This is a genomic window from Pseudomonas syringae pv. tomato str. DC3000 (genome assembly GCF_000007805.1).
Classification (GTDB): Bacteria; Pseudomonadota; Gammaproteobacteria; order Pseudomonadales; family Pseudomonadaceae; genus Aquipseudomonas; species Aquipseudomonas avellanae.
Genome location: NC_004578.1, coordinates 2,464,910 through 2,490,286, shown reverse-complemented (window position 1 = coordinate 2,490,286; position 25,377 = coordinate 2,464,910). Strand labels below are relative to the sequence as shown.

Genomic DNA, 25,377 nt, shown 5'->3' with positions numbered 1-25,377 from the left:
GCCGTTCTGGACGCTCTGCGTCCGGTCTTGAATGCTCGGCGCGGCGCAAATTTGTGACGCAGAGCGTCACCCAGGGCATTCCTACGCTGGAGCGTGAGGAACGATAATCTCAATTATCGTGCGAACTTTCCGCGTCGCCATGCCGTTGCGACGCGGTGCAGGATCAGCTATCAGCGGCCAGCGCGGGATTCGCGGATGTAGAAGCGGGCTTTTTCAGCTTTTTCGGTGCAGCCTTCAAAGGCTTCGAACTGTTGCTGGGTCTTGGCGCCGGTCAGCAGCGACAGGGCCTTGGAGTAACTGACGGTTCCGGCAAAGCCTTCGGCCTTGGCCAGATCGAGCTCATGCCAGGCGGCGTCGATCTGGGTGCCGCAGCTGTCGCGATACCCGGTCTTGCCGGCGCAACCTGCAAGAACAAAGACCAGCAATGGCAGACAGATAAAGGCTTTCATGCGGTGTTACCTCAAGGATCAATGTGGGGTGTGCGGCTTTGACGGTCGGGCGCACTAAAAGTGCCGTGGCCCGGACGCCGCAATCGTTGTTTTCATGTTCAGGCCATCAACTGTCCGCGAGCAATCGATAGCCGATCCCGGCCTCGGTGATGATGAACCTCGGCGCGGTCGGGTCATCGCCCAGTTTCTGGCGCAAATGCCCGACTACGATGCGCAGGTAGTGGCTGTCTTCGGCATGGGTCGGACCCCAGATATCCTTGAGCAGTTGCTGCTGGGTGATGACCCGCCCCGGATACCGGGCCAATTGTGCCAGCACCGAGTACTCCTTGCGAGTCAATGCCACTTCCAGATCATCAAGCAGCACACGACGATAGGCCAGATCCACCGTCAGCGGACCGAACCTCAAGGCCGACTCGGGCTTGTCGCTGCCCGAGACCTGCCTGAGCAAGGCCCTGACCCTGGCCAGAAATTCCTGAATGCCGAAAGGCTTGGTCACGTAATCGTTGGCCCCGGCGTCCAGCGCCTGGACCTTCTGCGCTTCGCTGGCGCGCACCGAGAGCACCAGTACCGGCACCGCCGACCACTCGCGAAACTCGCTCAATACCTGCTGACCGTCCATGTCCGGCAGCCCCAGGTCCAGCACCAGCAAGTCAGGCTTGTTCAACGCCGCCTGGGTCAGCCCCTCGGTCCCGGTCGCCGCCTCCAGAACCTTGTAGCCCTGCGAGACAAGGCTGATGCGCAGGAATTTGCGAATCTGCGGTTCGTCGTCGATCACCAGAATGGTTGCCGTCTGACTCAAGCGGGTTCCTCCATTTCAGCGTCAGGCTGGGCCTGTAGCGGCAGAAACAACGTGATGCGCGTACCCAGCCCGTCGATGCCTTCCTCGACCGTGAGCCGTCCGCCATGCGCGCCGATCATGCCCTGACAGATTGCCAGGCCGAGCCCGGTGCCCTGCCCGCCGCGATCACCGCGAGCGGCGGTGTAGAACATGTCGAAAATCTTCGCCCGCTCATCCTCGGGGATGCCAGGCCCTTCGTCACTGACCGAGAAGAACAGCTCGCTGTCGACCACGCCGGCCGTTACTTGCAAGCGCCCGCCGAGGGGTGAAAAACGTGCCGCGTTCTCCAGGACGTTGACCAGCGCCTGCTCGATCAACGCCGCGTGGACATACAGCAACGGCAAGTCGCCGGTGACCTGCGTGCTGACCTGCAACGGCGTCAGCACCGCACGCAGGCGGTTCAGCGCGCTGCCGACAATATCGGCAGGCGACACCCAGTCGCGCGCCAGTTTCAGCGCTCCATGGCCCAGACGGGTCATGTCCAGCAGGTTCTGGATATAGCGGTCCAGGCGCTCAGCCTCGTCACGAGTGCCTTCCAGCAGCTCGCGGCGATCCTCCAGCGCAATGGCTTCGCCCAGCGCTAGCAGGCTGTCGATACTGCCGCGCATCGAGGTCAGCGGGGTACGCAGGTCGTGCGACACCGAGGCCAGCAAGGCGCTGCGCAGTTGCTCGGTTTCGCCGTGCAGACGCGCCGCCTCAAGCTCCTGCGCCAGTTGCGCACGGGCCAAGGCCTGGGCGAGTGGCTGAGTCAGTGCGGCCAGCAGCCGTCTGTGCTGATCGGTAAACGACTGCCCTTCCCGTGCACACACACCCAGCAATGCCAGTGGCCCTTCTTCTGCGGTAATCGGCCACCACCACCAGCGACCCGAAGGTAGCGTACCGGTGCCGCTGCCTGCCGGTTGATCGTGCTGCCACGCCCAGTCGGCCGCTGCCCGTTCGGCTTCCGAAAACGTCAGCGGCCCGCCGGTTTCGACCACCAGGCCGCCCTGCGTATCGCGATCCACCAGGCACAGGTACAGCTCCTTCCAGCCGGAAAAATGCTGTTCGGCGGCGTTGAGTACCGCTTTGCGGTCAGTGGCGGCGGTCATCTTGCGCGACAGGTCGAGCAGCTCGCTGGTCTGTTCCTGAGTATCACGCAGCGCCTGCAATTGCCTGCGCTGGCGAGCAGCCAGTTTGCCGGTCAGCGCCGACATCAGCAGGAAGAACAACAGCGTCAGCACGTCCTCTTCGCGCTGGATGTTCAGGGAAAAACTCGGCGGTATGAACAAGAAGTCGTAAGCCAGAAACGACAATCCGGCACAGGCCAGCGCCGGCCCCATGCTGCTGCGCACGGCGACCAGCAGCACCGCGGCGAGAAAGATCAGGGAAATATTGGGCAGCGCCAGCACCCCCGCCACACCCCAGGCCACCAGACTGGCGATCAGCGTGGCGACGAAAGCCAGGCCGTAGTCGAACCACACCACTTCGCGCGCCGGGCGCGCACGCGGCGGTTGATCAGGCAGCTCTTCACTGTCATCGAGCACCGAGATTTCCAGCCCGTGCCCTTCGCGCAGCAAACGCGCCGCGACGCCACCACCGAACACCCGGCGTCGCCAGTGCCGCCGCGATTGCCCGACCAGCACCACGCTGGCACGCCGTTCGATGGCATGCTGCACCAGCGTTCTGGCAACTTCCCCGGCGCGCAACGAAACCGCTTCACCACCGAGTCGCTCGGCAAGTTGCTGGGCGTTTTGCAAGCGTGCCCGCGATTGCTCGTCGAGGGTTTGCCCGTCATCCACATGCACCGCGCTCCAAGGCAGATGACGACGCTGGGCCACCCGGCTGGCGTGGCGCACCAGACGCTCGGCATGCATGTCGCCATCAATGCCCACCAACATCCGCCCGCGCACCGCCGGGGCAGACTGGCCCAATTGCCGATAGCCCTGCGCCAGATCGTTATCGACCTGCGCCGCTGCGGTCTGCATGGCCATTTCGCGCAGCGCGGTGAGGTTGGTCTGGGTGAAGAAGGCGTCGATGGCAGCGCGCGCCTGCTCCGGTACGTAGACCTTGCCGTCGCGCAGGCGCTCGAGCAGCTCGCGCGGCGGCAGGTCGATCAGCACCAGGTCGAAGGCTTCCTGCAACACCCAATCGGGCAGTGTTTCACGCACCTGCACGCCGGTGATGCCGCGCACCTGATCATTGAGGCTTTCCAGGTGCTGGACGTTGACGGTGGTATAGACGTCGATGCCGGCCGCGAGCAATTCCTGAATATCCTGCCAGCGTTTGGTGTGCCGGCTGCCGGGCGCATTGGTGTGCGCCAGTTCGTCGACCAGCACCAGGCTCGGCGCCGCCTTGAGCAGCGCGTCGAGGTCCATTTCTTCGAGGGTCATGCCGCGGTATTCGGTGCGCAGCAAGGGCTGTTGCGGCAGGCCGTTGAGCAACGCCTCGGTTTCCGCGCGGCCGTGGGTTTCCACCACGCCCGCCATCACCCTGACGCCCTGGCGTAACTGCGCGTGGGCTGCCTGGAGCATGGCGTAGGTTTTGCCGACGCCAGGCGCCGCGCCGAGAAAAACTTTCAGCCGCCCACGGCCTTCGCGGGGTAACTGGGCCAACAATGCGTCAGCTCGACCGGAATCACTCAAGTTGGTTACCACCCTCTCTTTATTACTGACAGCTTAGTTAAGCGATTGCTGGCACGGCGCAATTTGTTACAACTGCGCGTTACGCGGTGCAGAAGGTAACTGATTCAGGCTCATATTCAAGGTCAACACGTTGACCACCGGTGGGCCGATCAGTGGGCGCTGGGTGCTGGCGTCGATCAGCGCCTGCAGCTTATCCAGCGGCAACTGCCGGGCCGCCGCCACGCGACCGGCCTGCCAGGCAATGGCCTCAGGTGACAAGTGCGGGTCCAGACCGCTGCCGGACGTGGTCAGCAAGGCCAGTGGCACGGGCCCTTGCGCGGCGTTCGCCAGCTTGGCGGCATCCTCGGTGACGCGGGTCGCCAGTGCCGGATTGCTCGGCGCGAAGTTGCTCGCGCCACTGGCTACCGTCGCAAAAGCGCCCGCCGAGGGGCGCGACTGAAACCACTCGTCGCCGGTAAACGACTGGGCGATCAGTGCCGAGCCGCGCACCTTGCCCGCCTCGTCATACAACAGGCTGCCATTGGCCTGCGCGGGAAACGCCACTTGCGCCACTCCGGTAACCACCAGCGGGTACGCCACGCCGGTAATCAGGCTCATCAACACGATCAGGCTCAAGGCCGGACGCAATACACTGGACATCTGCACATCCTCAATCAGGTAAGGCTGCATGCCGACCGGCATGCAGCACAGGTTTCACACAAGGCCGAGACCGACCAGCAACATGTCAATCAGCTTGATACCGATAAACGGCACCACGATGCCGCCCAGGCCGTAGATCAACAGGTTGCGACGCAGCAGATGAGCCGCACTGGCCGCCTGCACACGCACGCCGCGCAGGGCCAGCGGGATCAGCACGACGATGATCAGCGCGTTGAAGACGATGGCCGAGAGAATCGCGCTCTGCGGGCTGGCCAGCTGCATGACGTTGAGCACGCCGAGTTGCGGGTAGATCGAGGCAAACAGCGCCGGCAGCACGGCGAAGTATTTGGCCACGTCGTTGGCAATGGAGAACGTGGTCAGCGCGCCACGGGTGACCAGCAATTGCTTGCCGATCTGCACCACGTCCAGCAGCTTGGTGGGGTCGCTGTCGAGGTCGACCATGTTGGCCGCTTCGCGCGCCGCCTGGGTGCCGTCGTTCATCGCCATGCCGACGTCGGCCTGGGCCAGCGCAGGCGCATCGTTGGCACCGTCGCCGCACATCGCCACCAGTCGGCCTTCGCCCTGCTCCTGACGAATCCGCTCCAGCTTCTTCTCCGGCGTGGCTTCTGCCAGCACATCATCAACGCCCGCTTCGGCAGCAATTGCCGCGGCGGTCAGCGGGTTGTCGCCGGTCACCATGACGGTCCGAATGCCCAGTTTGCGCAGTTCTTCAAAGCGCTCACGAATGCCCGGCTTGACCACATCCTTGAGGTGGATGGCGCCCAGCAGCCGACCGTTGGCGCAAACCAGCAACGGCGTACCACCGGTCTTGGCGATCTTGTCGACTTCGCGTGCCAGTGCCGGCGGCAGCTCGCTGCGCTGCATGTTGATGAACGCCAGCAGCGAATCCACCGCGCCCTTGCGGTACACATGGCCTTGATAGTCCACGCCGGACAGCCGTGTGTCAGCACTGAACGGCACGGCCGTCACCGACCCCAGGGTCGGCTCGTTCATCGGGTGCTGCTCGCGCAAGAACTCGACGATGGATTTGCCTTCCGCCGTGTCGTCGGCCAGCGACGCCAGCAACGCGCCCTCGCCCAGCTCTTTGGGGGTCACGCCAGGTGCTGCGTAGACGGCAGCGCAACGGCGGTTGCCGAACGTGATGGTGCCGGTCTTGTCCAGCAACAGCACGTGCACATCGCCTGCGGCTTCCACGGCACGCCCGGACTTGGCGATCACGTTGAGGCGCACCAGACGGTCCATACCGGCGATGCCGATGGCCGACAGCAGGCCGCCGATGGTGGTGGGGATCAGCGTCACCAGCAGCGCCACCAGAAACACCAGCGGCAGGCTGCCACCGGCGAAATGGGCGAACGGCTGCAAGGTAATGACCACCAACAGGAAGATCAGCGTCAGGCCGATCAGCAGGATATCCAACGCCACTTCGTTGGGGGTTTTCTGACGTTTGGCGCCTTCGACCAGCGCGATCATGCGGTCCAGCGTCGATTCGCCGGGGTTGCTGCTGATGCGGATCAGCAGCCAGTCGGACACCAGCCGGGTGTTGCCGGTAACCGCCGAGCGGTCGCCGCCGGATTCGCGAATCACCGGCGCGGATTCACCGGTAATCGCCGCTTCGTTGACGGCTGCAATGCCTTCGATGACTTCGCCGTCACCGGGAATCATTTCGCCGATTTCGACGCGCACCACATCGCCCTTGCGCAACTCGCTGGCATTGATCGTGCGCAGGCTGCCGTTTTCGTCACGGATGCGCGCCTTGAGCCCTTCGCTACCGGCCTTGAGGCTGTCAGCGCGCGCCTTGCCACGGCCTTCAGCCAGTGCTTCGGCAAAGTTGGCGAACAACACCGTGAACCACAGCCACAGGGCAATCTGCACGCAGACCGAAGTCGGCACCTGCGGGTCGGGGATGACACACAGCACGGTGGTCAGAATGGCAGTCAGTTCCACCACCAGCATGACCGGCGAACGCTTGAGCTGGCGGGGGTCGAGCTTGACGAAGGCCTGCACCAGCGCCGGACGCCACAGGGCGGCGATGCCGGTTTTCGCTGATTCGTTGACGGCCTGTGGATCAGCGGCTTTTGCAGCAGCATTTCTTGAAACTTCAGTAGTGCTCATGATCGGTTCCTCAGAAACCCAGGCTCAGGTGTTCGGCAATCGGCCCCAGTGCCAGGGTCGGCAGGAAGGTCAAGCCACCCACCAGCAAAATGGTGACAGTCAGCAGGGTGACAAACAGCAGGCCGTGGGTCGGGAAGCTGTTCTGGCCCTGAGGCGCGGTTTTCTTCATGGCCAGGCTGCCAGCCAGTGCCAGCACCGGCAGGATGTAACCGAAGCGGCCAATGAAGATCGCCAGGCTGAGCATCAGGTTGTGGAACACGGTGTTGGCGCTGAAACCGCCGAACGCCGAGCCGTTGTTGGCCGTGGCCGAGGTGTAGGCGTACAGCAACTGGCTGAAACCATGCGGGCCGGGGTTGCTGATCGCACCTGCCGGGCCAGGCAGACTGGCGGCAATCGCGCCCAGCACCAGCACGCCGACAGGCATCACCAGCAAGGTCGCGACCAGCAGCCGGACCTCTTGCGCTTGAAGCTTCTTGCCCAGGTATTCCGGGGTGCGGCCAATCATCAGACCGGCGAGGAACACAGCGATCAGTACGTTGAGCACCATGCCATTGAGGCCGACGCCGACGCCACCGAAGATCACTTCGCCGACCATCATGTTGACCAGCGCGACCATGCCGGCCAGCGGGTTGAGGCTGTCATGCATGCCGTTGACCGAACCGTTGGACGCCGCCGTGGTGGCCACGGACCAGAGCACCGTGCCGGTGGTGCCGAAGCGGGTTTCCTTGCCTTCCAGCGGCGCAGTCTGTTCGACGCCTGCGATATTCAGCGCCGGGTTGGGCTGGTACTCGGCCCACAACGACACCGCGCCGCCGATCAACAGTAAGGCCAGCATGCAGCCGAGAATCGCGCGGCTCTGGCGCATGTCCTTGACGTAGTGGCCGAAGGTGAACACCAGCGCTGCCGGGATCAGCAGGATCGACACCAGTTCGAACAGGTTGCTCCAGGCGGTCGGGTTCTCGAACGGATGCGCCGAGTTGACGCCGAAGAAGCCACCGCCGTTGGTGCCCAGTTGCTTGATCGATATCTGGCTGGCAGCAGGCCCCATCGGCAGGCTTTGATCCGCGCCTTGCAGCGTCAAAGCGTCGATGTAATGGGCGAAGTTCTGCGGCACGCCCTGCCAGACCAGAAACACCGCCAGCACGATGCTGATCGGTAGCAGCGCGTAAAGCGTGGCGCGGGTCATGTCGGCCCAGAAGTTACCCAGGCTGTGCGACGAACGACGGCTGATGCCGCGACACAGCGCGACCAGCACGGCCAGGCCAGTCGCAGCGCTGACGAAGTTCTGCACGGTCAGGCCGACCATCTGGCTCAGGTAGCTGAGCGACGCTTCGCCGCTGTAGGCCTGCCAGTTGGTGTTGGTGACAAAGCTCATCGCCGTGTTGAACGCCAGCGACCACTCCATGCCCGGCAGCTGCTGCGGGTTGAGCGGCAGCAGGCCTTGCAGCATCAGCATCGCAAACAACACGACAAAACCTGCCAGGTTGAACGCCAGCAAGGCCCAGGCGTATTGCTTCCAGGATTGCTCGGTTTTCGGGTCAACGCCGGAGATCAGGTAGCAGGCCCGCTCCACCGGCCCCAGCACCGGGCTCAGCCAGGTGCGCTCGCCTTCCATGACCCGATAAAAGAAACGCCCCAGCCACGGCGCAGGCGCCAGCAGCAGGACCAGAAAGGCCAGGATCAACAGATAATCGTAACTGTGCATGATCACTCCTGGCTCTGGTCGGCGCGCAACAGCGCCACCAGCAGATAGATGAACAGCCCGACCCCCATCAACAGAGAGATACCATCCATAACGCTCATTGAAATTTTCCCCATCAGGCAACAACCGGTTACGGCGCAGGCCGCGTGGGATGATTGTCTGCAGCAAGGCTGTAAAGACGCGAGATCGACAACGGGCGCCGAGCGTAAAGAAGCTGTAAAAAAACGCTACAGGCCAGACCCTGCGGCGCATGCAAGGCCGTCAGCGCTGTCATTTATGTCAGGTTCGCGATGTTGACGGCGGGGGTATCGTGATGCAGCGATCTTCAGGGAAAGGACTTCACTATGCTTCGCGACAAGGGCAAACCACCCGGCACTCCACCGCCCTCTCAGGAAACGCCCCCCGATGTCCAGTTGACGGTCAAGGAACGACAAGTCCTGGAGTGGGTGGCGATCGGCAAATCGGCGTGGGAGATATCACGGATACAAGGCTGTTCGGAAGCGACCGTGCACTTTCATACCAGCAATATTCGCCGCAAGTTCGGGGTGACGTCGTTGAAGGCGGCGCTGGTGATGGCGATCAGGCAGGGGGTTATTTTGGTGGAGTGAGTAAACATTCAGATCGCCTGTTTTCAGGCAGGCGACCCGATCATAGAAAAGACTATGTATTCTAATTTTAAATACCTATCAAACAACACAACAATTAGTTTTTAATAACCACTAAACCCAGGCTCACTGTTTGCATTAAATCTTATGCCTTCAACCTCTTTCAAGATAGGATTCCTCACAAAATCCTGACGCCTTAAAACCTCACTCTTAGCGGAACTGACATTACGCAAACCTACATCCCTGTCGCTGCCTGAAAACCCTCCCAAGTTGGAGATCGAACCTGACGAGGCCTCCGCTTTTGGCGTAATAGAGCTTTCTTCTCTCGAGGAACTCATGACATCGCCTGTATTCGCCTTTAGCGTTTCAGCCTCCAGCGCTTTTTCCCGTCTGTGTTTCACCAGAGATGAAATATAAGCCTTATTATTTTTAGCGCTTTTTGCTTGAAGATCTCGATAGGCCTGTGCATAGCGACCTTCTAGCCCCTCATTTTTTATATCTTGCTCAATCAACCTCCAGAATTCTTTCTTATCAGCCTTCCACGCTTGCTTCTCGAGTCTTCGAGTCCTAAATATCCTAGGTAGTTTGAACCATCCGTGCCCCGTCGGATCCACCCCATTCACCGAATCCCCCTCCCCATACGCATAAGCATTCAACCCGCCCTCGCCAAACGGACTCCAGCTGTCCGGACTATGAAAGCGCATCAACACCGGGTTATACGCCCGATAGCCATTGCCCAACAATTGCCAGCCGGTATCGGTCTCGTGCAATTCGCCGTTGTACCCCAGCCTCCCGGCCGGAGGATCGTCACCGCTGCTGTGACCGTATACGGTATAAGACCGGTTGCTGACCCCGTCAGGATGAACTTCGCTCAACACGCTGTTGCTGATGCTGGTGGAAAACAGCAGCGCGTCACTTCCCTGTTGCTCAGCCAGGAGGTAGCCGTCGCCACGCATGTACGTGCTGTTCTGACTTGCGCCCAGTTGACTGGCCAGCACCCCGTCGCGATAAAAGCGCTGCTCACCGGTTTCACCTGCCAGGCGGTCCTGCGGGTCGTAACGATAACGAACATCACCGGCAGGCATACTCACTTCAAGCAGTCGGCCAAGCGGATCGTAGCTGAGCAGGCGGTCAGCCTCGTCGGTAATCAGGTTGCCGTCCGGATCATAGGTCAGCCTGATTTCCGGCGGATAGGTACTGTCATTTTTGTTCACCGGGATCAACCGGGCATTCACCCACGCAAGTTGTGTATTGGTCACCCGGGTCAATTGCGCCGGGTCAATGCCTTCGTAAAAGTAACGCGCCCGGTTGCGTCCACCGTCAAACGTAGTCGTGACCAAGGTCAGATTGTTCAGGCCATCAAAGCTGAACACCTGGCGGCTAATCGTCATGCCATAGGGGTCCACCGGCCGCTGTTTACCTGAACAATCGTATTGCGTCAGGCGGCCACACAGATCGTAACCATAGTGCTCTTCGCGAATGATGACCGCCCCCTCGCTGAGGGTTCGCTTGACCATCTGGTCAACATCATCGTAAACCTGAACCATTTGCTGGTTGGCGCCATTGATCGTAAACGTACGCTGCGCTTCACGCCCTTGGGCGTCATATTCCAGGCTGATCACCACCTGGCCATTGCTCGAACTGTCCAGCGTGGCGATGCTGGCCGTACGGCCGAACGTGTCATAGGTGAAATCCGAAACCACTTCCCCCAGCGAGGTCTGAGCCAAACGCCCGAAATCGTCGTAGACGCTGAGTTGCTCCTGGCCCAGCACATCGATATAGGACAGCGGCAGACCCAGCCGGCTGTAGCGGTAGTGCATCGTGTTTTCAATACCTTGGGAGGTACGCTGCTCGCTCTTCAGTGACCCGGTGCTGTAATACTCACGCTGCAACTCTTCACCCTGTTCGGAGGAACCGATAAGGCGCGCATTTTGTGGGTCGTACGTGTAGTCGGCGGTCAGTTTCAGCCTGGCAACGGTGTCGGACTGGGTACGCTTCAGCGGTTCATCACCCAGCTCAGGCAGGTAGTCATAATCAATCTGTCGTCCGCTGGGCAGTTTTACTGTCTTGGGTTGCATCAGGTCGGACGTGTAGCTGAGCTCACGCTCGCGTCCTCCGGTGATGGAGGTGACGATGCGATCCAGCCCGTCGAACTTCTGCTCGCCCAGTACACTGCTCTTGCCGTTATGATCGACACCGATCCAGGCCGGCAAGTCTTCGCCGCTGTGGGGCGCATAGCGGCGACGCACGACCGCCCCGTCTGGCAACGTGTTTGCCGTGACTCGATCAAAAACATCATAGCCGTAGGTTGTGCTCCGTTCCCGGATTGGCAAACCGGAGACTTCCTTGACGAGGCGCCCCAGCCCGTCGTACTGGTAACGGCTCAGGCTGACCGGTTCACTTAACCAGTCCAGCCGATCCAGGCGAACGCTACGAGTCGGCTCATCGAACAGATTGAGCCAGGTTTCGCTGACCTCGCTTGTCTGCAGCCCGTCATTGCTTTCAGTCCAGCGGCGCTGGATCGGGCCGTTGGAAGCCTGCGTGCCGACGGGGTCGGTTTGCTCGATTGTCGTTACACCGTCCGGCCCCGTGACGCTTAGCTGCTGGTCCCAGTCGTCATATTCGAAATAGTTGGTCAGGGCCCGTTTCTGCTGGTCCAGCCAGTCGTAACTGGTTTCCTCAACCTTATCTCCCCAGGCGTCATACGCAGCTTCATACGTCTGACGCAGGTCAAGCCGGCGGTGAACATCAGGATTATCGGCGTCGGCGCGAGCCTCATAAATGACCCGACCAAGACCATCAAAGCGGCTTGTAGTCTGCACATTCTTGACATCAAACAACCTCTGCTCGGCCTGATCGGTCTTCACGGCGCAAAGCTGATACTCATAGTGTCTGGTTGCCTTGTACTCCTCCTTGTTCGGCGAGACTGTTTCACTGACTACGCGCCGCAGATTGTCGTAGTCATAACGAATTTCCACATCGTTGTCATCGCGATTGAGCAAAGGCTCGCCGGTGAACAGCGAGTGTTCCAGCCTGATGACTTTCTGTGTCATGTCAAAACCGGTGACGATCTGTACGGTTTGCTGCACGGTCTGGTCAAAATCGGGATCTTGCAGAAGGTCGTAACGATAGTCAGTCGTGGTACTCAGCCCCTCCAGGGTCACCGACTGGTGACGGATGCGCCCGTACTGGAACGCGTCGTACGGGTTATCTTCGATATACGTGTACGTTGTCTGTTGCAGCTCTTTCTCGCCATCAGTGGTTTGCTGCAGCAGCGTTTCGCTCTCTGCTGCAAGCCACAGGTTTTGGCCACTGCCTGCAAGCGCAGGCAAAGCCTTGTAGCGATAGCGGGTGACGAGGACAAGCGCGTGGCCATAATCAGATTGCGCCGGAACAACGCTTTTTGCCTTGAGGGTACGCACAAAGCCATCGGGGTCTGGCGGGCAGCCGTCTTCACCGCTGACCGAGTACCATTCACTCGTCTCGGTCACCCCGTTAGCCTGAGTCTGAGCCAACAGATTGCCGTAACTGTCATAGTCACTGCTGACGATCTCGGTACGCGGCACGCTGCCATCTGGTGACAATCGCCAGGTCGTCCTGACCTCTTTGGGCAACTGACAATAGTTGGGTTGCAGGTCAAACGGCTTCCCCTCTTCAATGTAGTAGCGAGTGTCCACTTCCAGGATGCTGAGATTCTGGCGCGTGGTTTCCAGGGCCAGCAGGTGAAACTGGTTGAATACACGCTCGATGCTGCGTACGTCCACATCGTTGACACGCAGGGTTTCAGTCGATGAATACAGGTATGGCGCTGCGCCAAGGTATCGATACAGGTTATCCAGACCATTATCTTCCCAGGCGATATCCAGGCCCGCCCCCAGAAAGTTGCGCTCGCGCCCTGCGCCATCCTTGTAGGCGTAGCGCACGTCGACCTCAGGCTGCAAAAACCCGGGCGTTGTCAGGTGGCGAGTAACCCGCGGCAGCGGTTCACGGCCAGCACTGAGGGGAAACTGATGCCCGGAGTCCTGATAGAAGACATCTTCATGCCCCCCGACAGGCGTATCCACCGAGGCAATGCATGAATGGCCGCGAATAATGCTGTAGGTAAAACGCCAGGAAGCCTTGTTGGCGGTCGGCAATTCGATCCTTGCCACGTTACGGTTCGAGCCGCTCAGAATCATCACAAACTCTGCGTCGGCTTTCGGGGCCCCATAAAGCAGTAACCGCACCGAGGTACTGTCGCGAGTGATTGTGAGAATCACCTGACCGTCATCATCCACAACTTCGCTGAGCATTTGATAAGCACCGAAGGACGCATAGTGCAGCGTAATACCATGCCCCTCGGGTGAATAGATGCGGACCGGCAAGGCAATGCGATTACCCAGACTGCCAAGTACCTCAAGTTCTTCCACCTGACCGGATTTGTGCACCACCCGGTAACGGGTGTCGTCCTGTTTGTAGAAGTGAAAGCTGTCGAGCTTCTTTTCAGGCATCCACAGTTGGTCCCCAAGGGAGCCTTCTACCTTGAAGGTTTCTCCACTGCCCAGAGATACGATCCGGGTGCCCGGATCGTATTGTGACAGTTGTAGGTTCCAGCCAAGGCCGAACCCGCTGTCCTGCACATTGAGCGGGTTATAACTCAGTACCAACGGTACAACCGGGCCGCGCAGCCCGTTGCTTTTGACCTCGGGCAAGTTAATGGACACCGTGTACTGCCCGGTGCGCGGGTCCACACCACTTTGAAGGTAACTCATGAAATTGAAGGCATTGGAATGAACGGATGTCGAGGTGGTCATGTCCAGAACTCCTGGCGCTAAATGAATACGTGGTCACACGTCGGCAGAGCAGGCATATAACACTTCATGCCTGCTTAGCCGAACTGATTATCAAGTTGATTCAGTCACATTAACGCAGGACAACTTGCCTGTTATATTCTCGTCGCCACTGTAGCCCTCGACCAGTAGCACACCCTTTGCGACGATGGTATTGGCGGGTTGGCCCCTGAGTTGATCGATGGATATCCAGAGCGTCGTAATAGGCTCAATGTAGGTGCGCAACGTGAACGTCCAGCCTTTGTCTTCGTTGCAGTCATTGGAGCGGAGTTGTATCAACACCGCAGAGCGAACATTATCCAGCTTTATGTAGCTCATTTCGTCGTTCTTGCACGAATGGTCTTCTTTATTAAGCCAGACCGATTCGGTTTTTACGGTAAAACTGCAGTTGTTACCTCCACCGTCGCTATTTTCTGCAAGTCTGATCGTGCGACTGGGCACAGGGTCAGCGGCAGGAGGCTGACTACCGTCAAACACAAGCGTGCAACTTGCCAGGCTGGCCAGCGCCAGACCTGCAAGGGTTTTGATCAGCGTATTCATGGGTATGACTCCCTGTCATCGGATTGTTTAAACGTCTCGTTTCTGTCGGGCGGCGAATACTGGGTATGCTGAAGTCGATTACGCCTGCCTACCTGGCCTTGCGGCAGAAAACTGATCATTCGCTTGTGGACATTACCCTGAGTATCGAGCAGCCTGACCGCCAGCGAGCCAGACAGGTAATCCCGCGCCGGAGCCTCGGGTAGCGGATTCGGCGGCGTGGGGGGCGGAGGCGGAGGACTTGCCGGGATAAATACAACCGGGTATGTCCGATGCAAGCTGATCACCAACTTGCCCGTTTCGAACTCGGTAACCTTGACGGGAACCGTCAGATAAGTGTCTTTATTTAATAGCTTTTCCAGCTGTGTGTCGAAGCCGATCATGCGCGCATCATCTTTCACCGCTGCATCGTCGAATATATAACCTGTCCAGCTGAACATGATTTCTGCGGCCTGCTCGCTTTCCCATAGAATCATTGACCGCCTGCGTTTCGCCGCTTCGTTGGGCCGCTGACTGTCAATGACCGCAAGAAATTCCAGCGTCTCGAATTTGACCCACTGTCCGGTGTCGGGATAGCGGACGCTCAGCGCCCAGTAGTCAACCGTTTTCAGCTCGAAATCGAATGGATCATCTGGATCGCCCGCCGGTGGCGGCTCGGGCAGAGGATTGCCCCCCGCGCCTGTAGCGCGTGTAGGCACAAAGATATAATTGAATTTATCGAACTGTGGAAGCTGTCGCGGGGTTATCTGCACCAGGCTGTTGATGTCCTCCAGTTCAAGCGAAGTCTTCCATTGGCCGTCGTCCTTCTGGAAGGTGGCGTAGAAATTTCCGATAAACGCAGTGTCTTCCCGGCTGTGCAGGTAGAAGTTCTGAGTGACAATCACCGGAGCGTTCAGGTCCGACTCCTCTGCGCCAAGCCCCGGCCCGGCCAGCTCGAAACGGTTGCGTAGCAAACTCACGCGCCAGGCTTTTGTGTCCTCTTCGGATATACCGTCGAGCTCAGGGCTGACTGACTCAAGGTTCTGGTTGCCGTCTTCATTGACCAGGAGCATGGACGCCCTTTCAATGACGCTCAGTGGGTAATCGATACCATCAACCGGCATGGTCTGAGTCTTGACCTGCAGCCTGAGCTGCTGATAGCCGTTGGGGTAAAGGCGCCCTTCGCGCTGATTATCGGTGCCGCCTGGCACCAGAATGATGAACATCGAGAGCTCTTTCCAGCTAGGCTCCTCATCCATCTCGGACAGCTCGATCACCCTGTAGCCGCACGCCAGGACTACGCCGTTGTTCACCACCTCACAGCTCACCACACTACTGGCAACAACCGACACATCGGGCGGCATGAATAACCCTTGCGGGTCCACAGTGCCAGCGCCGCCAATGACCTTCCAGCGTCGCCGCAGACCTGGCAACAGTGCGCTGTCGTCTTTCAACTGCACCGCTTGACGTCTGCGCGCGCGGGCCACGAAAGGGGGCTCGACACGCAACAGCTGTTGACCATTGGCTATCAATACGGTAGCAAGGCCGGTCTCGCTCCCCAGCGCATCAATATGCTGCGCGACCAACGCTTTTTTTCCGGATCTGGCATCTGCGACAAACCTCACGCCGCCATCCATGCCGAGTTCGCCATACTGCGGGCCGCTCAGCCGCCATTGGACCGGGATTGCGTCCAGCGTCGAAGCGCCCAGCGATACGGGGTGCATGGACTCAGCGCCACCCGCAACGACCGCCACCCGTGGCACCAGTGCCATGCTCTCGAACACCACCCCCAACAACGCCGAAGCAGTGCGCGTGACACCTGAATCATTATAGGTAGCGGTAATCACGACGCGCAGCAGGTCATGGCCAATCGTTTCGGGAGCTGGTGCAGTGTAGAGGCCGTCAGCCGAGATGCTACCGTGCCCGGCAGTTGTATGGCTTTGCAGGCTGACCGCGCTCCAGTCCGTCAACGGTATCACCTGACCTTGACCGTCACGCAGAATGAAGCGCTGGGTCTGCCCTGCCTTGATGGTCGTGAATAAGGGTGTGACGCTGGCCTGCGTTGCACGCAGAGTGCCGAACACCACAAGATCATCGTGCCAGTAGCGTTCGAGCGCTGTAAATGTGTCGCCGCTGGTAAAACGCAAACTGTCGAGAATGGGCAAGCGTCTGGTATCAACGTCCGACATCGCTTCCCGGGAAAGCATCAGCACGGTGCCATATTTGCCCTGATTGCCAGTGCCGTGTTCGTCAGGTATCGGATATGGCAGTGTTTCTGATGGCGGGAATTGCCCTTGGTCGAGATGGCCGCTCAAGCGCATGAGCAGCAGCAACGCGCCTTCACCGAAGTTCTCCGCGCCCGGGACGTCTGCACCGGGCGCAACCACGGGATGTATCTGAAAACTTTCAACGGCCTGCGCCGAATATCGTGCAAGCTGCACCTGTACAACCGAGAAGACACCGCGGTGCAGCGCAATCTGCTGAAATCTGTCGGCAAAGAGTGTCGCCAGGCGCTGGTTATTGGCCTCATCAAGCCCCGCCAGGTTGCAGCCAAAGTCATACCCTTCAGCAAGGTTGAACGTCACTCGGCCAGTGTCATCGGTTGAAAGCCGGACACTCAGCGTCAGCATGAACCCCATTGACTTGGTAACCCTGGAGCTTGCGGACACGGTCGTTGCACCGCCCGACACATGGTGAAGACTGCTGTAGCGCCCGGCGACGATACTCATCGCCACGACAACACTGACCTCTCCTGACAGTTCATACTGAAATGAAAGGGTTGGTGCACCCAGTTCGACGCCCGCAAGCGTCAGGGTATCGAGCATGGGGTCGTTCGCACCAACCTCGCCGCTGAACAGCGGCACAAAGGCAAGGCGCTGGTAACGTTCTACGTATTGCTGTTGCAATTGCTGGTTGATATCACTGCGACTGATCGCGGCAATAGCCCCCCAGCCCTGAGTGCCATTGCCGGCGCTCAGTTTATCCAGAACATCTCTCATGGAGTTGGACATTACATTACCCTCCGCGCAGCACTCTGGCTGCGCTTTGATTAGCGGGCCAGCGCCTGCAATACGGCAGGAGAATCACTCAATGGCAGCGGCAGAATCAGATGCCCCTGCATCGTGCCGAACCCCCAGGGGTCCTCGTAACTGGCGAAGATCACGACAAAACGCTCCGGCTCCCCGGGGAGGCTGGTGTAGACACCGTTCAAACCATCGGTTTCTAAACAACCCGGACCGTCAAGACGCCACTCGACCTCAAGCGCAACGTTATTGCCGGAAGCCTGCATGATGACCTTTCCTCCAGAGGAGGTGACCACCCTGACCACCAGCGTCGGGGCGTGTCGACGTACCAGCACCTTGATCCCCTGGATACTTTGCCCGTTGCTGACGGTGATCTGATCCAGTACGTAAGTCTTGCCCTGCCCTGCTGGCCCAGCTACGTAAAACTTGCCACCCTGCGGATCATCTTCCAGGGTGCCGCTTTCAGGCGTGCGACTGGCTATATCCCACTTCAGGACACCTCCACGCGAATGACTGGCCGAAAGCTTTACTCTTTCATCGTGATTACACACTTCAATCAGCGGGTTGACGCTAATGGCGCTGGTTACAACGGTGATCAACACGGTGCTGCTCGCAAGGGTCACAGGATCCACCGCCTCAACCAGAACACGCTGAAAGTGCTGAGGCATGTTTTGTAACTCTGGTGCCTTATACAGGCCTTGCTTACTGATGGAGCCGTAGCTGCCCGCGATGCCATCCGGCGGAATTTTCACATCCCACTCCAGCCCCTCGCGAGCCGGCTGGGTGGTCAGTTGCAGGGTTTCTCCAGCGATGACCACCGCCTGTTGCTCGACGACGCTGAACGCCGCCGGTGCTGCAACGATTCGACCGAACACGGCCAGGTCATAAGGCATTTGCCGGCGCAAGGGCTGCAGGCTCTGCTCCCCCGACAATTGCCAGTTGTCCAGAAAACGCTCGGCCCCACCGGCGTCCAGTGTCTGGCTGAACCCTTTAAGTAGTGCGTGCTTGACGGTGTAAGCCACGAATCCGTTGATCTGCCGCTCCTCCCCGGCACTCAGGTCGTCCAGCAGACCTGCAACCGGGGTGACGTGCTCGTCATAAAGATAGGGGGTGTAGAGATGCCCTTCCATCGCCTGCGCTTCAGAGTCGTCGGCAGTCAGATGAAACTCATGTTTGAGACTCACGTTGAACGTTGCATTGCGCGACTGCCACTGGCTGCCACTCAGCGCCCGGTAGCTGAAATCCAGGGTGCAGGGGAAACTCCAGTTCTGCGTGACCTGGTTGTACTCAAAGTCAATGGTCAACGGGTGCTGACGGTTGAACGCCTGAACACTGAACGTTTCTGACCTGAAGGCAAAATCCGCACTCTCGTACTCGCTTTTCGGTACAGCGAACACACCAGCTTGAGCGATCATCCGCTGTAGCGGTCTGTCGTCAGAAACGATGAATTCAAAATCATTGGTTTGCAGCAGCTGCATAACGGCATGCCCGAATGCGGCACGGTGCAGCGCATGTGCGGAGAACACCGCGGTTGCCGTATACCCGGCCTTGTCGTCATTGGGGATCAGGTAACGGAAATCGGCATCTTCATCAGGCAGCCCGCCTGTCACGCCATATGCCATGGTGGTGAACAGCAGCAGGGCGCCTTTGCTGGAACCAGGCTCGGCCTCCGGGCTTTCCAGCTGTGAGCGCACGTCTATCCTGCGGACCTGGAGCAATTCGTTGCTCTGGTCGCTGAACACGCTCAGCTTGAATACGCGTTCCTGATTGTCCGGGCTGCTCAACCAGCTCTGGAAAAACTCGCCGATCGCGCGTTGTTCAACTGGCGTACCGGCAAAATCCAGCGTCGCGTTGGCCCCTTGGCCGAGGTCGAGCAGCAGGTTCGGACCTTGACTGTCCAGCGCAAGATCCAGATTCAGATGAGGAGCGTCGAGCGGCTGGTAGGCGGCGATTCTCTGAATGATGTGCTGCCCATGAATATCTTCCACGACGGTGTGCAAGCCGCCGAGCAATGACAGTTGCCATGCAAGTGCAGCGCGCTCCATCGGGATGTGCTTGAAAAACAAGGCTGGCGCACCGAGTACACAACCCGAAAAAAAATGGGATGTCTGGGTATCGGGAATGGTGACGCTCCCATTCGGCACGGGGCGGGACCGCCCCTGCTCCACTCCGAGCCGATACGTCTCGTCGAGCATACCGTTGACCTTTGCGCCATCCAGCGCGATGACCGCATCCCAGCCTCGCAACCGGGTTGTATCTTTCATCCATGCCAATAGACTTTCGGCCGTGTGACCTGCCATGACATCACCTCCTGTGATGTTGATGTACCTGTGACCCTGATGTGCTTAATGCGCTCAGGGTGCTGTCTTGTCGCTCATCATGCCCAACTCCTGGGCAAACCGGCCCAGTGGTAACGGAAGGATGATATGCCCCTCCAGCTTTCCAAAAAGGGGGTGCATGGCCCAGGCAAAAATCAGCACGAATCTGTCGGTCGTGTTCTGCGCGACGCTATAGAGCCCGGTCTCACTGATTTCCCCGGTGAGCTTCGCGCCAATGTCCCAATAGACCTTGAACAACGCCGGGTCGAGAGGGTTGCCATTGGCGAACGCCTGCAGTTGCACCTGACCGGCAGCTACCTGCGCAGACGCTGCGAGCTTGATGGTCAGGAAAGGGATCTTTTGCGTGACCAATACCCAGGCAGAAGCATGGGCCTGGGGGTTGCTCTTGCCGGTGACGATGATCTCGTCCAGCACGTAGGTTTTATCGTGCAACGCGGGTCTGCGGGGAACATAGGTATGATCACCATCGGGCAGTGCACTGGGGCGCAAGTCGCCGCCTTCGCCAATCACGGTCTCTTTGAGCGACCAGAGTAATTGGCCACGATTCACTTCCCCCGCCGCCAGTTCCGCCGTTCGGGTCACCTCGCAGATCTGAATCAGGGGGTTGAGAGTGGCGTAGCTGGCCACTACCGTGACAAGCGCCGAACTGACAACGCCCGACGTGTCATGAGTGGCAGTGACGCGCATCCGGTTGAAGGACGTATCGCCTGGCAATGTCGGAGCGTAATAAACGCCCGTCCCATTAATAGCGCCATAATCCTCAGGATTGCCCTGCAAACACTCAACATCCCACTTAACATTCGTACCTGCCGGTGCCAGGACAAATTTGTGGGTGCTGCCGGAAACCATCACCTGCTCGACGGGGCTAATAGAAAAATCGGCCCTCAGAGGGTTGATACGACCGAACACGGCGATATCTCTGGGCGCACGGAGCACATCAGCAACAATGGTCTGATTGTAATTCAGATGAATATGCTCATGGATAAGCGACGTGACCGACAGGTAAGGCGTGAGCGTATGCTGGAATGCTTCCCGGATCCTGGATTTATGAGCGTCCAGATCTGCGTCCGATGATTCGGCTTTCAACCGTGCAATCAGGTCGAACAGGAAAGGGCTGTTCACCGGCTTGCCGTTAAAGACCGGTGGGTACTCTAGGGAAACTCTGAAAAAGGTTTCCTGATTTGGCAAAATACCCCAACACCTTTCACCGAGCTTCCCTGATGAAACAGATGACCTTCGCCGATGCCGAGTACGCGGGTAAACGTAAGCATACCCGCCGCGAGCGCTTTCTCATCGAGATGGATCAGGTTGTGCCCTGGAAAGGCTTGATTGCCCTTATCGAACCACATTATCCAAAGGGCGAAGGTGGCCGTCCGGCTTATCCGCTGATGGCGATGCTGCGTATTCACCTGATGCAGAACTGGTTTGGTTACAGCGATCCGGCGATGGAGGAAGCACTTTACGAGACAACGATCCTGCGCCAGTTCGCAGGGTTGAGTCTGGATCGAATCGCCGATGAAACCACGATTCTCAACTTCCGGCGTCTGTTGGAAAAGCATGAGTTGGCAGGCGGGATTTTGCAGGTCATCAATGGCTATCTGGGTGATCGAGGTTTGATGCTGCGCCAAGGTACGGTGGTCGATGCGACGATCATTCATGCGCCGAGCTCGACCAAGAACAAGGACGGCAAACGCGATCCCGAAATGCATCAGACGAAGAAAGGAAACCAGTATTTCTTCGGCATGAAAGCGCATATCGGCGTCGATGCCGAGTCGGGTTTAGTCCATAGCCTGGTGGGTACTGCGGCGAATGTGGCGGACGTGACTCAGGTTGATCAATTGCTACATGGTGAGGAAACCTATGTCAGCGGTGATGCGGGCTACACCGGCGTGGACAAGCGTGCGGAGCATCAGGATCGTCAGATGATCTGGTCAATTGCGGCCCGCCCAAGCCGTTATAAAAAGCATGGCGAGAAAAGTTTGATCGCACGGGTCTATCGCAAAATCGAGTTCACGAAAGCCCAGTTACGGGCGAAGGTTGAACATCCGTTTCGCGTGATCAAGCGCCAGTTTGGTTATACGAAAGTCCGGTTTCGCGGGCTGGCTAAAAACACCGCGCAACAGGCTACTCTGTTTGCCTTGTCGAACCTTTGGATGGTGCGAAAACGGCTGCTGGCGATGGGAGAGGTGCGCCTGTAATGCGGAAAAACGCCTTGGAAAGGTGCTGTTTGAAGGAAAATCGATGAGTTAAGAGCGGAAAACGTCTAATTATCTGATCGGGCGAGCTTTTTTTGAACCTCAGGCCATGAGAGCGTCAAAAATCGATGCCTACTTCAGACCTTCCCTAGCGTATTCAGGTTCACCGCACTCGACGTGATGTCCAGAGAAGGCGTCAGAACGAAGCCCTCTTCATCATCTTCCGCAAAACGGTAGGTGCATTTCAGCTCTGTTATCGCATTCCGAAAAATAACCAGAACATTATTGTTATCACCCGGCAACGTGAGATATAAGCCGTCCATCCATTTTACTGTCCAGCTAAACGCAGCGCTGCCATGGTCAGTCAGTTCTATCAGGAGAGGCTCGATAGTCCCGATATTCCATCCAGGTTTGACACTCTCTACGTCAAACCAGAACCCGGTATGGAGAACAGAGGCAATGATCTTTTCACCGCCGCTGTAGAAAGTATGCTCTTCACTGACACTTGGGATTACCAACTGACCGCTGATACCTTGCGCCTTGATCATGTTGCCGGTGCCATCGAACTCTTCCCTGAGGACGAGGGAATCGAACAAAGCACGCAACGCTTGTGTAACTGGCTTAATGGGAAGCACAATGCTGGCCAGACGTGTTGAATCGAACAACACAGTGGCGGAATACCCCTTGCCCGGGTCATCCGGTATCAGGTATCGGTATTGCGCCGGGATGTCGCCGCCCTCGTCATTGCCTTGCATGCGAATGAACACAAGAACAGCGCCGTCGCCATAGTCAGGCGCAGTTGGGTCCAGCGAGCCCGCAGGATTGGTCTGGGTACGCATCTTGAACGACTCGGGGCGCACCTGTGCAACGTTGCCCGCGCTAATGAACCCCAGCGTCCACACACGCTTGTTGTCCGGGAGTGTGTTGAACCAGTCCTTGAAAAAATCCCCGCCCAGTTTCCGGTCGTCGATCGTCTCGGCGAACGTCAGGATGAAGTTGTCACTTTCCTTGAGGTCCAGCTTGACCCGGCCATCCAGATCGACAATCCCCGGGACCCTGTCCAGGCTCAGGTCGAGCGTCAGCCTCGGCCCCTGCAGTGGATCGACACGAATGACCCTGACCGCCTCCCAGGTGTCGACATTGTTGGTCATCGTCACTTGGGTTCCGCTCAGAATGGCGCAGGTCAATGACGCATGGGATTTGCTCAAGTCGTTGTCGGAGAACGAGAGACGGGGGGCGTCCAGAATAAAATCATGGATGCTTTCCTTCGACCTGCCACCGACCTGTGGTACCTCACCACTTATCGGACTCAGATACGTGTTGGATGAGAAGCGGGAAATGTACTCCTCAAGCAGCAGGTAATTGACTTCGTCCCGAGCCATCACCGCGATTGAGTCCCAGCCCAACATCACATCAGTGAGAGGGTCTTTCATCCAGGCAGTGATACTTTCCAGTGTGTTATTAGCCATGGGGCCACCTCCATGTGGCTGCTGGTGAACGGTCGCATAAATGCGACCGGCATTTTATTGATATCAGTACCGCTACCGCGAAGTCATGTACGGGGGCCTCGTGGCGTTGCGCAGCCTGTCTAGTCCACCAAGGTAAAAGTAATGGGCGGAAATTGGGTGTAACTCAGGCCGTCATCGAAGCTGACATCAACGGTCACGCTGTTGGTTTCACTGTTTCTTTGCAAGCGCTCCAGAAACTCTCTTGGAATGCTCACCGGCACGCGCCGGGCCTGATACTCAGCCTCGGTAACCGGCTCCGCTACGCCGATGCGAAGGCCCAGCGTCAGCGCCGTGCCAGATGACTGCAGCAGTCCGACAGCCTTTATTCTTACTCGCTGCCCCGGTGCCATGTAGACCCAGCCAGGCAGTTCCAGACCGGCACCACCTGGAGGTACCTTGGCGAGTGAAAGCCGCGCATCCAAAACAGGAGGGTTCACGAACTGGATGAACGGCCAGCCACCGTCTAACTTCCTCACTTCCAGATTGAACACTCTGGAGGTCCCTGCGGGTTCGAGCACCGGCGTGACTTTGTAATACACGTCCAGGCGTTTACCCATGTTGGCAGGCACCGCCTCGGGCGGGATATGGAACATCCGGGAGTCGTTCGGCGAAGGGTCGGCAATGAAACGGCCAGTGCTCCCGTGGCCATCCCAGTACATCTGCACCTGATCTCCTGCACCGATGAAGGCCTCTTTGGGTATGCTGATCGTCACACCCTGCGTCAGTTGCCGGGCAAATATATGCCCCTTGACCATCGTGTCACCGGGTTCATCAATGATCGCGTCTTTGATAACGGGCGCTGGAAGATCGAGAGGCCGCCGCAGAATGACATCGCGCGACAACGACCTCTTCGCTTCGCCCAAACGGGCATATTCGTACATGAATTCTACTTGCCTGCCGTTATTGGCGATTAGCCAGGACGAGGCTAGCCGGAACTGCACAATGCCACTTTCAACGCTCGACAGGTCAGCCCTCAGTGACTGCGCTACCCGAGTGTCGCCGCTGACGTAAAGCATGACGTCGTCATTGACCTCCATACCCGGATAGGGCCCGACTATCAGCGTTATGCCATCGGGGTAGGCGCCCGGATCCAGCGAGCCACCGCTGAAATCCTTGATCGTCAGTGCTGGCAACAAATCGTCATCATGCTCGACGATATCGAGGGTCTGAATGGATGACTGGCTGGTTATTGAGGTGCCAGCGTAGGTAACGCTATAGCTCATCAGCACATAGCCACCTTCAATCTGAAGCAGATCGCTAGCCGTCACGCGCCACTGCACAGGCAGTCCTACATCGCTATTGGTCAGGGTCTTCGATTGCGACAAGGGTTGAAACGGATCATTTTCGCCAAAAAACAAGTCCAGCGTCAGGGTGATCGTGTCACCCATGCGCATGGCGTGATACGGCGGCGTCACAAACAGGACTTCTCCACCCAGTTCCAACAGCTCTGGATCAAGCTTGAGATCGTGCGACTCCTTGCATTGCGGCGCCCCCAACCCGCCAGATAAAGCGGGCCGTTTACCGACGTTGAAAAATATTCTCAACGACTCTTCGCCGCGATTACCCTGTACGTTGGGGTCATACAGCTGATACGAATAAAACACCCACCCCTGATCGAGTTCGTGCAGAGGCTGGTTGAGAATGATTACAGCCACACCCTTGGGATTATCCTCCTCGACCACCACGAGGTCTTCGAAGAAATCCACCAACTGACCCTGCAAACCGCAACCCCGCCAATTGGGAAACAAACGATCTCCCACACGCATTCCCGGATAATTGATCCAGGTCTCCAATGCCTGACCCATCAACTGATCAAGGTCGAGGTAATTCTCCGGCTGCTTCAGGTAGGGAACCTCGGGCGGCGGCAGGTCCAACTGTAGAGAGGGTTTTACGTCCAATGCCATGTCGGTCACTCCGGTCTCGTTTCACTTGAGATGAATATCCGGCAAGGCTTGGCCGTGCGACAACGGATTAGCTTTT

Annotated in this window: 14 protein-coding genes and 2 pseudogenes; 2 read left to right on the top strand and 14 right to left on the bottom strand. The window is 58.5% G+C overall.

What is annotated here, in order from left to right; genetic code table 11:
- Positions 1–170 precede the first annotated feature (170 nt).
- From PSPTO_RS11665 to kdpF, 7 genes are all read right to left on the bottom strand, one after another.
- On the bottom strand, positions 171–449 hold the full coding sequence (locus tag PSPTO_RS11665) for a lipoprotein (RefSeq protein ID WP_005765788.1): 279 nt from the start codon (positions 447–449) through the stop codon (positions 171–173).
- Positions 450–555: 106 nt separating this feature from the next.
- A complete protein-coding gene (locus tag PSPTO_RS11660) occupies positions 556–1,248 on the bottom strand; it encodes a response regulator (RefSeq protein WP_011103914.1) in 693 nt (230 codons plus the stop codon).
- A complete protein-coding gene (locus PSPTO_RS11655; protein WP_011103913.1) occupies positions 1,245–3,908 on the bottom strand; it encodes a sensor histidine kinase in 2,664 nt (887 codons plus the stop codon). The genes PSPTO_RS11660 and PSPTO_RS11655 overlap by 4 nt, the downstream gene beginning before the upstream one ends.
- A gap of 66 nt (positions 3,909–3,974) precedes the next feature.
- Positions 3,975–4,547: a potassium-transporting ATPase subunit KdpC gene (gene kdpC / locus PSPTO_RS11650; RefSeq protein WP_011103912.1), complete on the bottom strand. Its 573-nt coding sequence runs from the start codon at positions 4,545–4,547 to the stop codon at positions 3,975–3,977.
- Positions 4,548–4,601: 54 nt separating this feature from the next.
- Positions 4,602–6,683, bottom strand: coding sequence for a potassium-transporting ATPase subunit KdpB (gene kdpB, locus PSPTO_RS11645; protein WP_161797773.1), 2,082 nt, complete (start codon positions 6,681–6,683; stop codon positions 4,602–4,604).
- A 7-nt stretch (positions 6,684–6,690) separates the two neighbouring features.
- A complete protein-coding gene (gene kdpA / locus PSPTO_RS11640) occupies positions 6,691–8,385 on the bottom strand; it encodes a potassium-transporting ATPase subunit KdpA (protein ID WP_011103910.1) in 1,695 nt (564 codons plus the stop codon).
- Positions 8,386–8,387: 2 nt separating this feature from the next.
- On the bottom strand, positions 8,388–8,483 hold the full coding sequence (gene kdpF / locus PSPTO_RS11635; protein WP_003406089.1) for a K(+)-transporting ATPase subunit F: 96 nt from the start codon (positions 8,481–8,483) through the stop codon (positions 8,388–8,390).
- 243 nt (positions 8,484–8,726) lie between these two features.
- On the opposite strand from kdpF, the gene PSPTO_RS11630 reads away from it, so the two are divergent.
- Positions 8,727–8,990 (top strand): helix-turn-helix domain-containing protein, encoded by a 264-nt coding sequence (locus PSPTO_RS11630; RefSeq protein WP_011103908.1) that lies wholly within the window; start codon positions 8,727–8,729, stop codon positions 8,988–8,990.
- Between the two features lie 101 nt (positions 8,991–9,091).
- Here the strand turns inward: PSPTO_RS11630 and PSPTO_RS11620 are convergent, their stop codons facing one another.
- The 5 genes and pseudogenes from PSPTO_RS11620 to PSPTO_RS11600 form a co-directional block, all read right to left on the bottom strand.
- A complete protein-coding gene (locus PSPTO_RS11620) occupies positions 9,092–13,780 on the bottom strand; it encodes an RHS repeat domain-containing protein (protein WP_011103907.1) in 4,689 nt (1,562 codons plus the stop codon).
- A 90-nt stretch (positions 13,781–13,870) separates the two neighbouring features.
- Entirely contained in the window at positions 13,871–14,356 is a 486-nt protein-coding gene (locus tag PSPTO_RS11615) for a lipoprotein (protein WP_005765807.1), read from the bottom strand.
- Positions 14,353–17,343, bottom strand: a complete 2,991-nt coding sequence (locus tag PSPTO_RS11610; RefSeq protein WP_011103906.1) for a hypothetical protein — start codon at positions 17,341–17,343, stop codon at positions 14,353–14,355. The genes PSPTO_RS11615 and PSPTO_RS11610 overlap by 4 nt, the downstream gene beginning before the upstream one ends.
- Positions 17,344–17,381: 38 nt before the next feature.
- Entirely contained in the window at positions 17,382–19,655 is a 2,274-nt protein-coding gene (locus PSPTO_RS11605) for a hypothetical protein (RefSeq protein WP_011103905.1), read from the bottom strand.
- 54 nt (positions 19,656–19,709) lie between these two features.
- A pseudogene (locus PSPTO_RS11600) lies at positions 19,710–20,846 on the bottom strand (imidazole glycerol phosphate synthase subunit hisF); the annotation flags it as partial.
- 68 nt (positions 20,847–20,914) lie between these two features.
- On the opposite strand from PSPTO_RS11600, the gene PSPTO_RS11595 reads away from it, so the two are divergent.
- Positions 20,915–21,892, top strand: a complete 978-nt coding sequence (locus tag PSPTO_RS11595) for an IS5-like element ISPssy family transposase (protein ID WP_007247571.1) — start codon at positions 20,915–20,917, stop codon at positions 21,890–21,892.
- Positions 21,893–22,047: 155 nt separating this feature from the next.
- Here PSPTO_RS11595 and PSPTO_RS11590 read toward each other — a convergent pair.
- Together PSPTO_RS11590 and PSPTO_RS11585 are read right to left on the bottom strand one after the other, a co-directional pair.
- A pseudogene (locus PSPTO_RS11590) lies at positions 22,048–23,358 on the bottom strand (imidazole glycerol phosphate synthase subunit hisF); the annotation flags it as partial.
- 119 nt (positions 23,359–23,477) lie between these two features.
- The gene (locus tag PSPTO_RS11585; protein ID WP_011103902.1) at positions 23,478–25,301 is read right to left on the bottom strand and encodes a hypothetical protein; all 1,824 of its coding nucleotides are present in this window, start codon (positions 25,299–25,301) and stop codon (positions 23,478–23,480) included.
- Positions 25,302–25,377 lie beyond the last annotated feature (76 nt).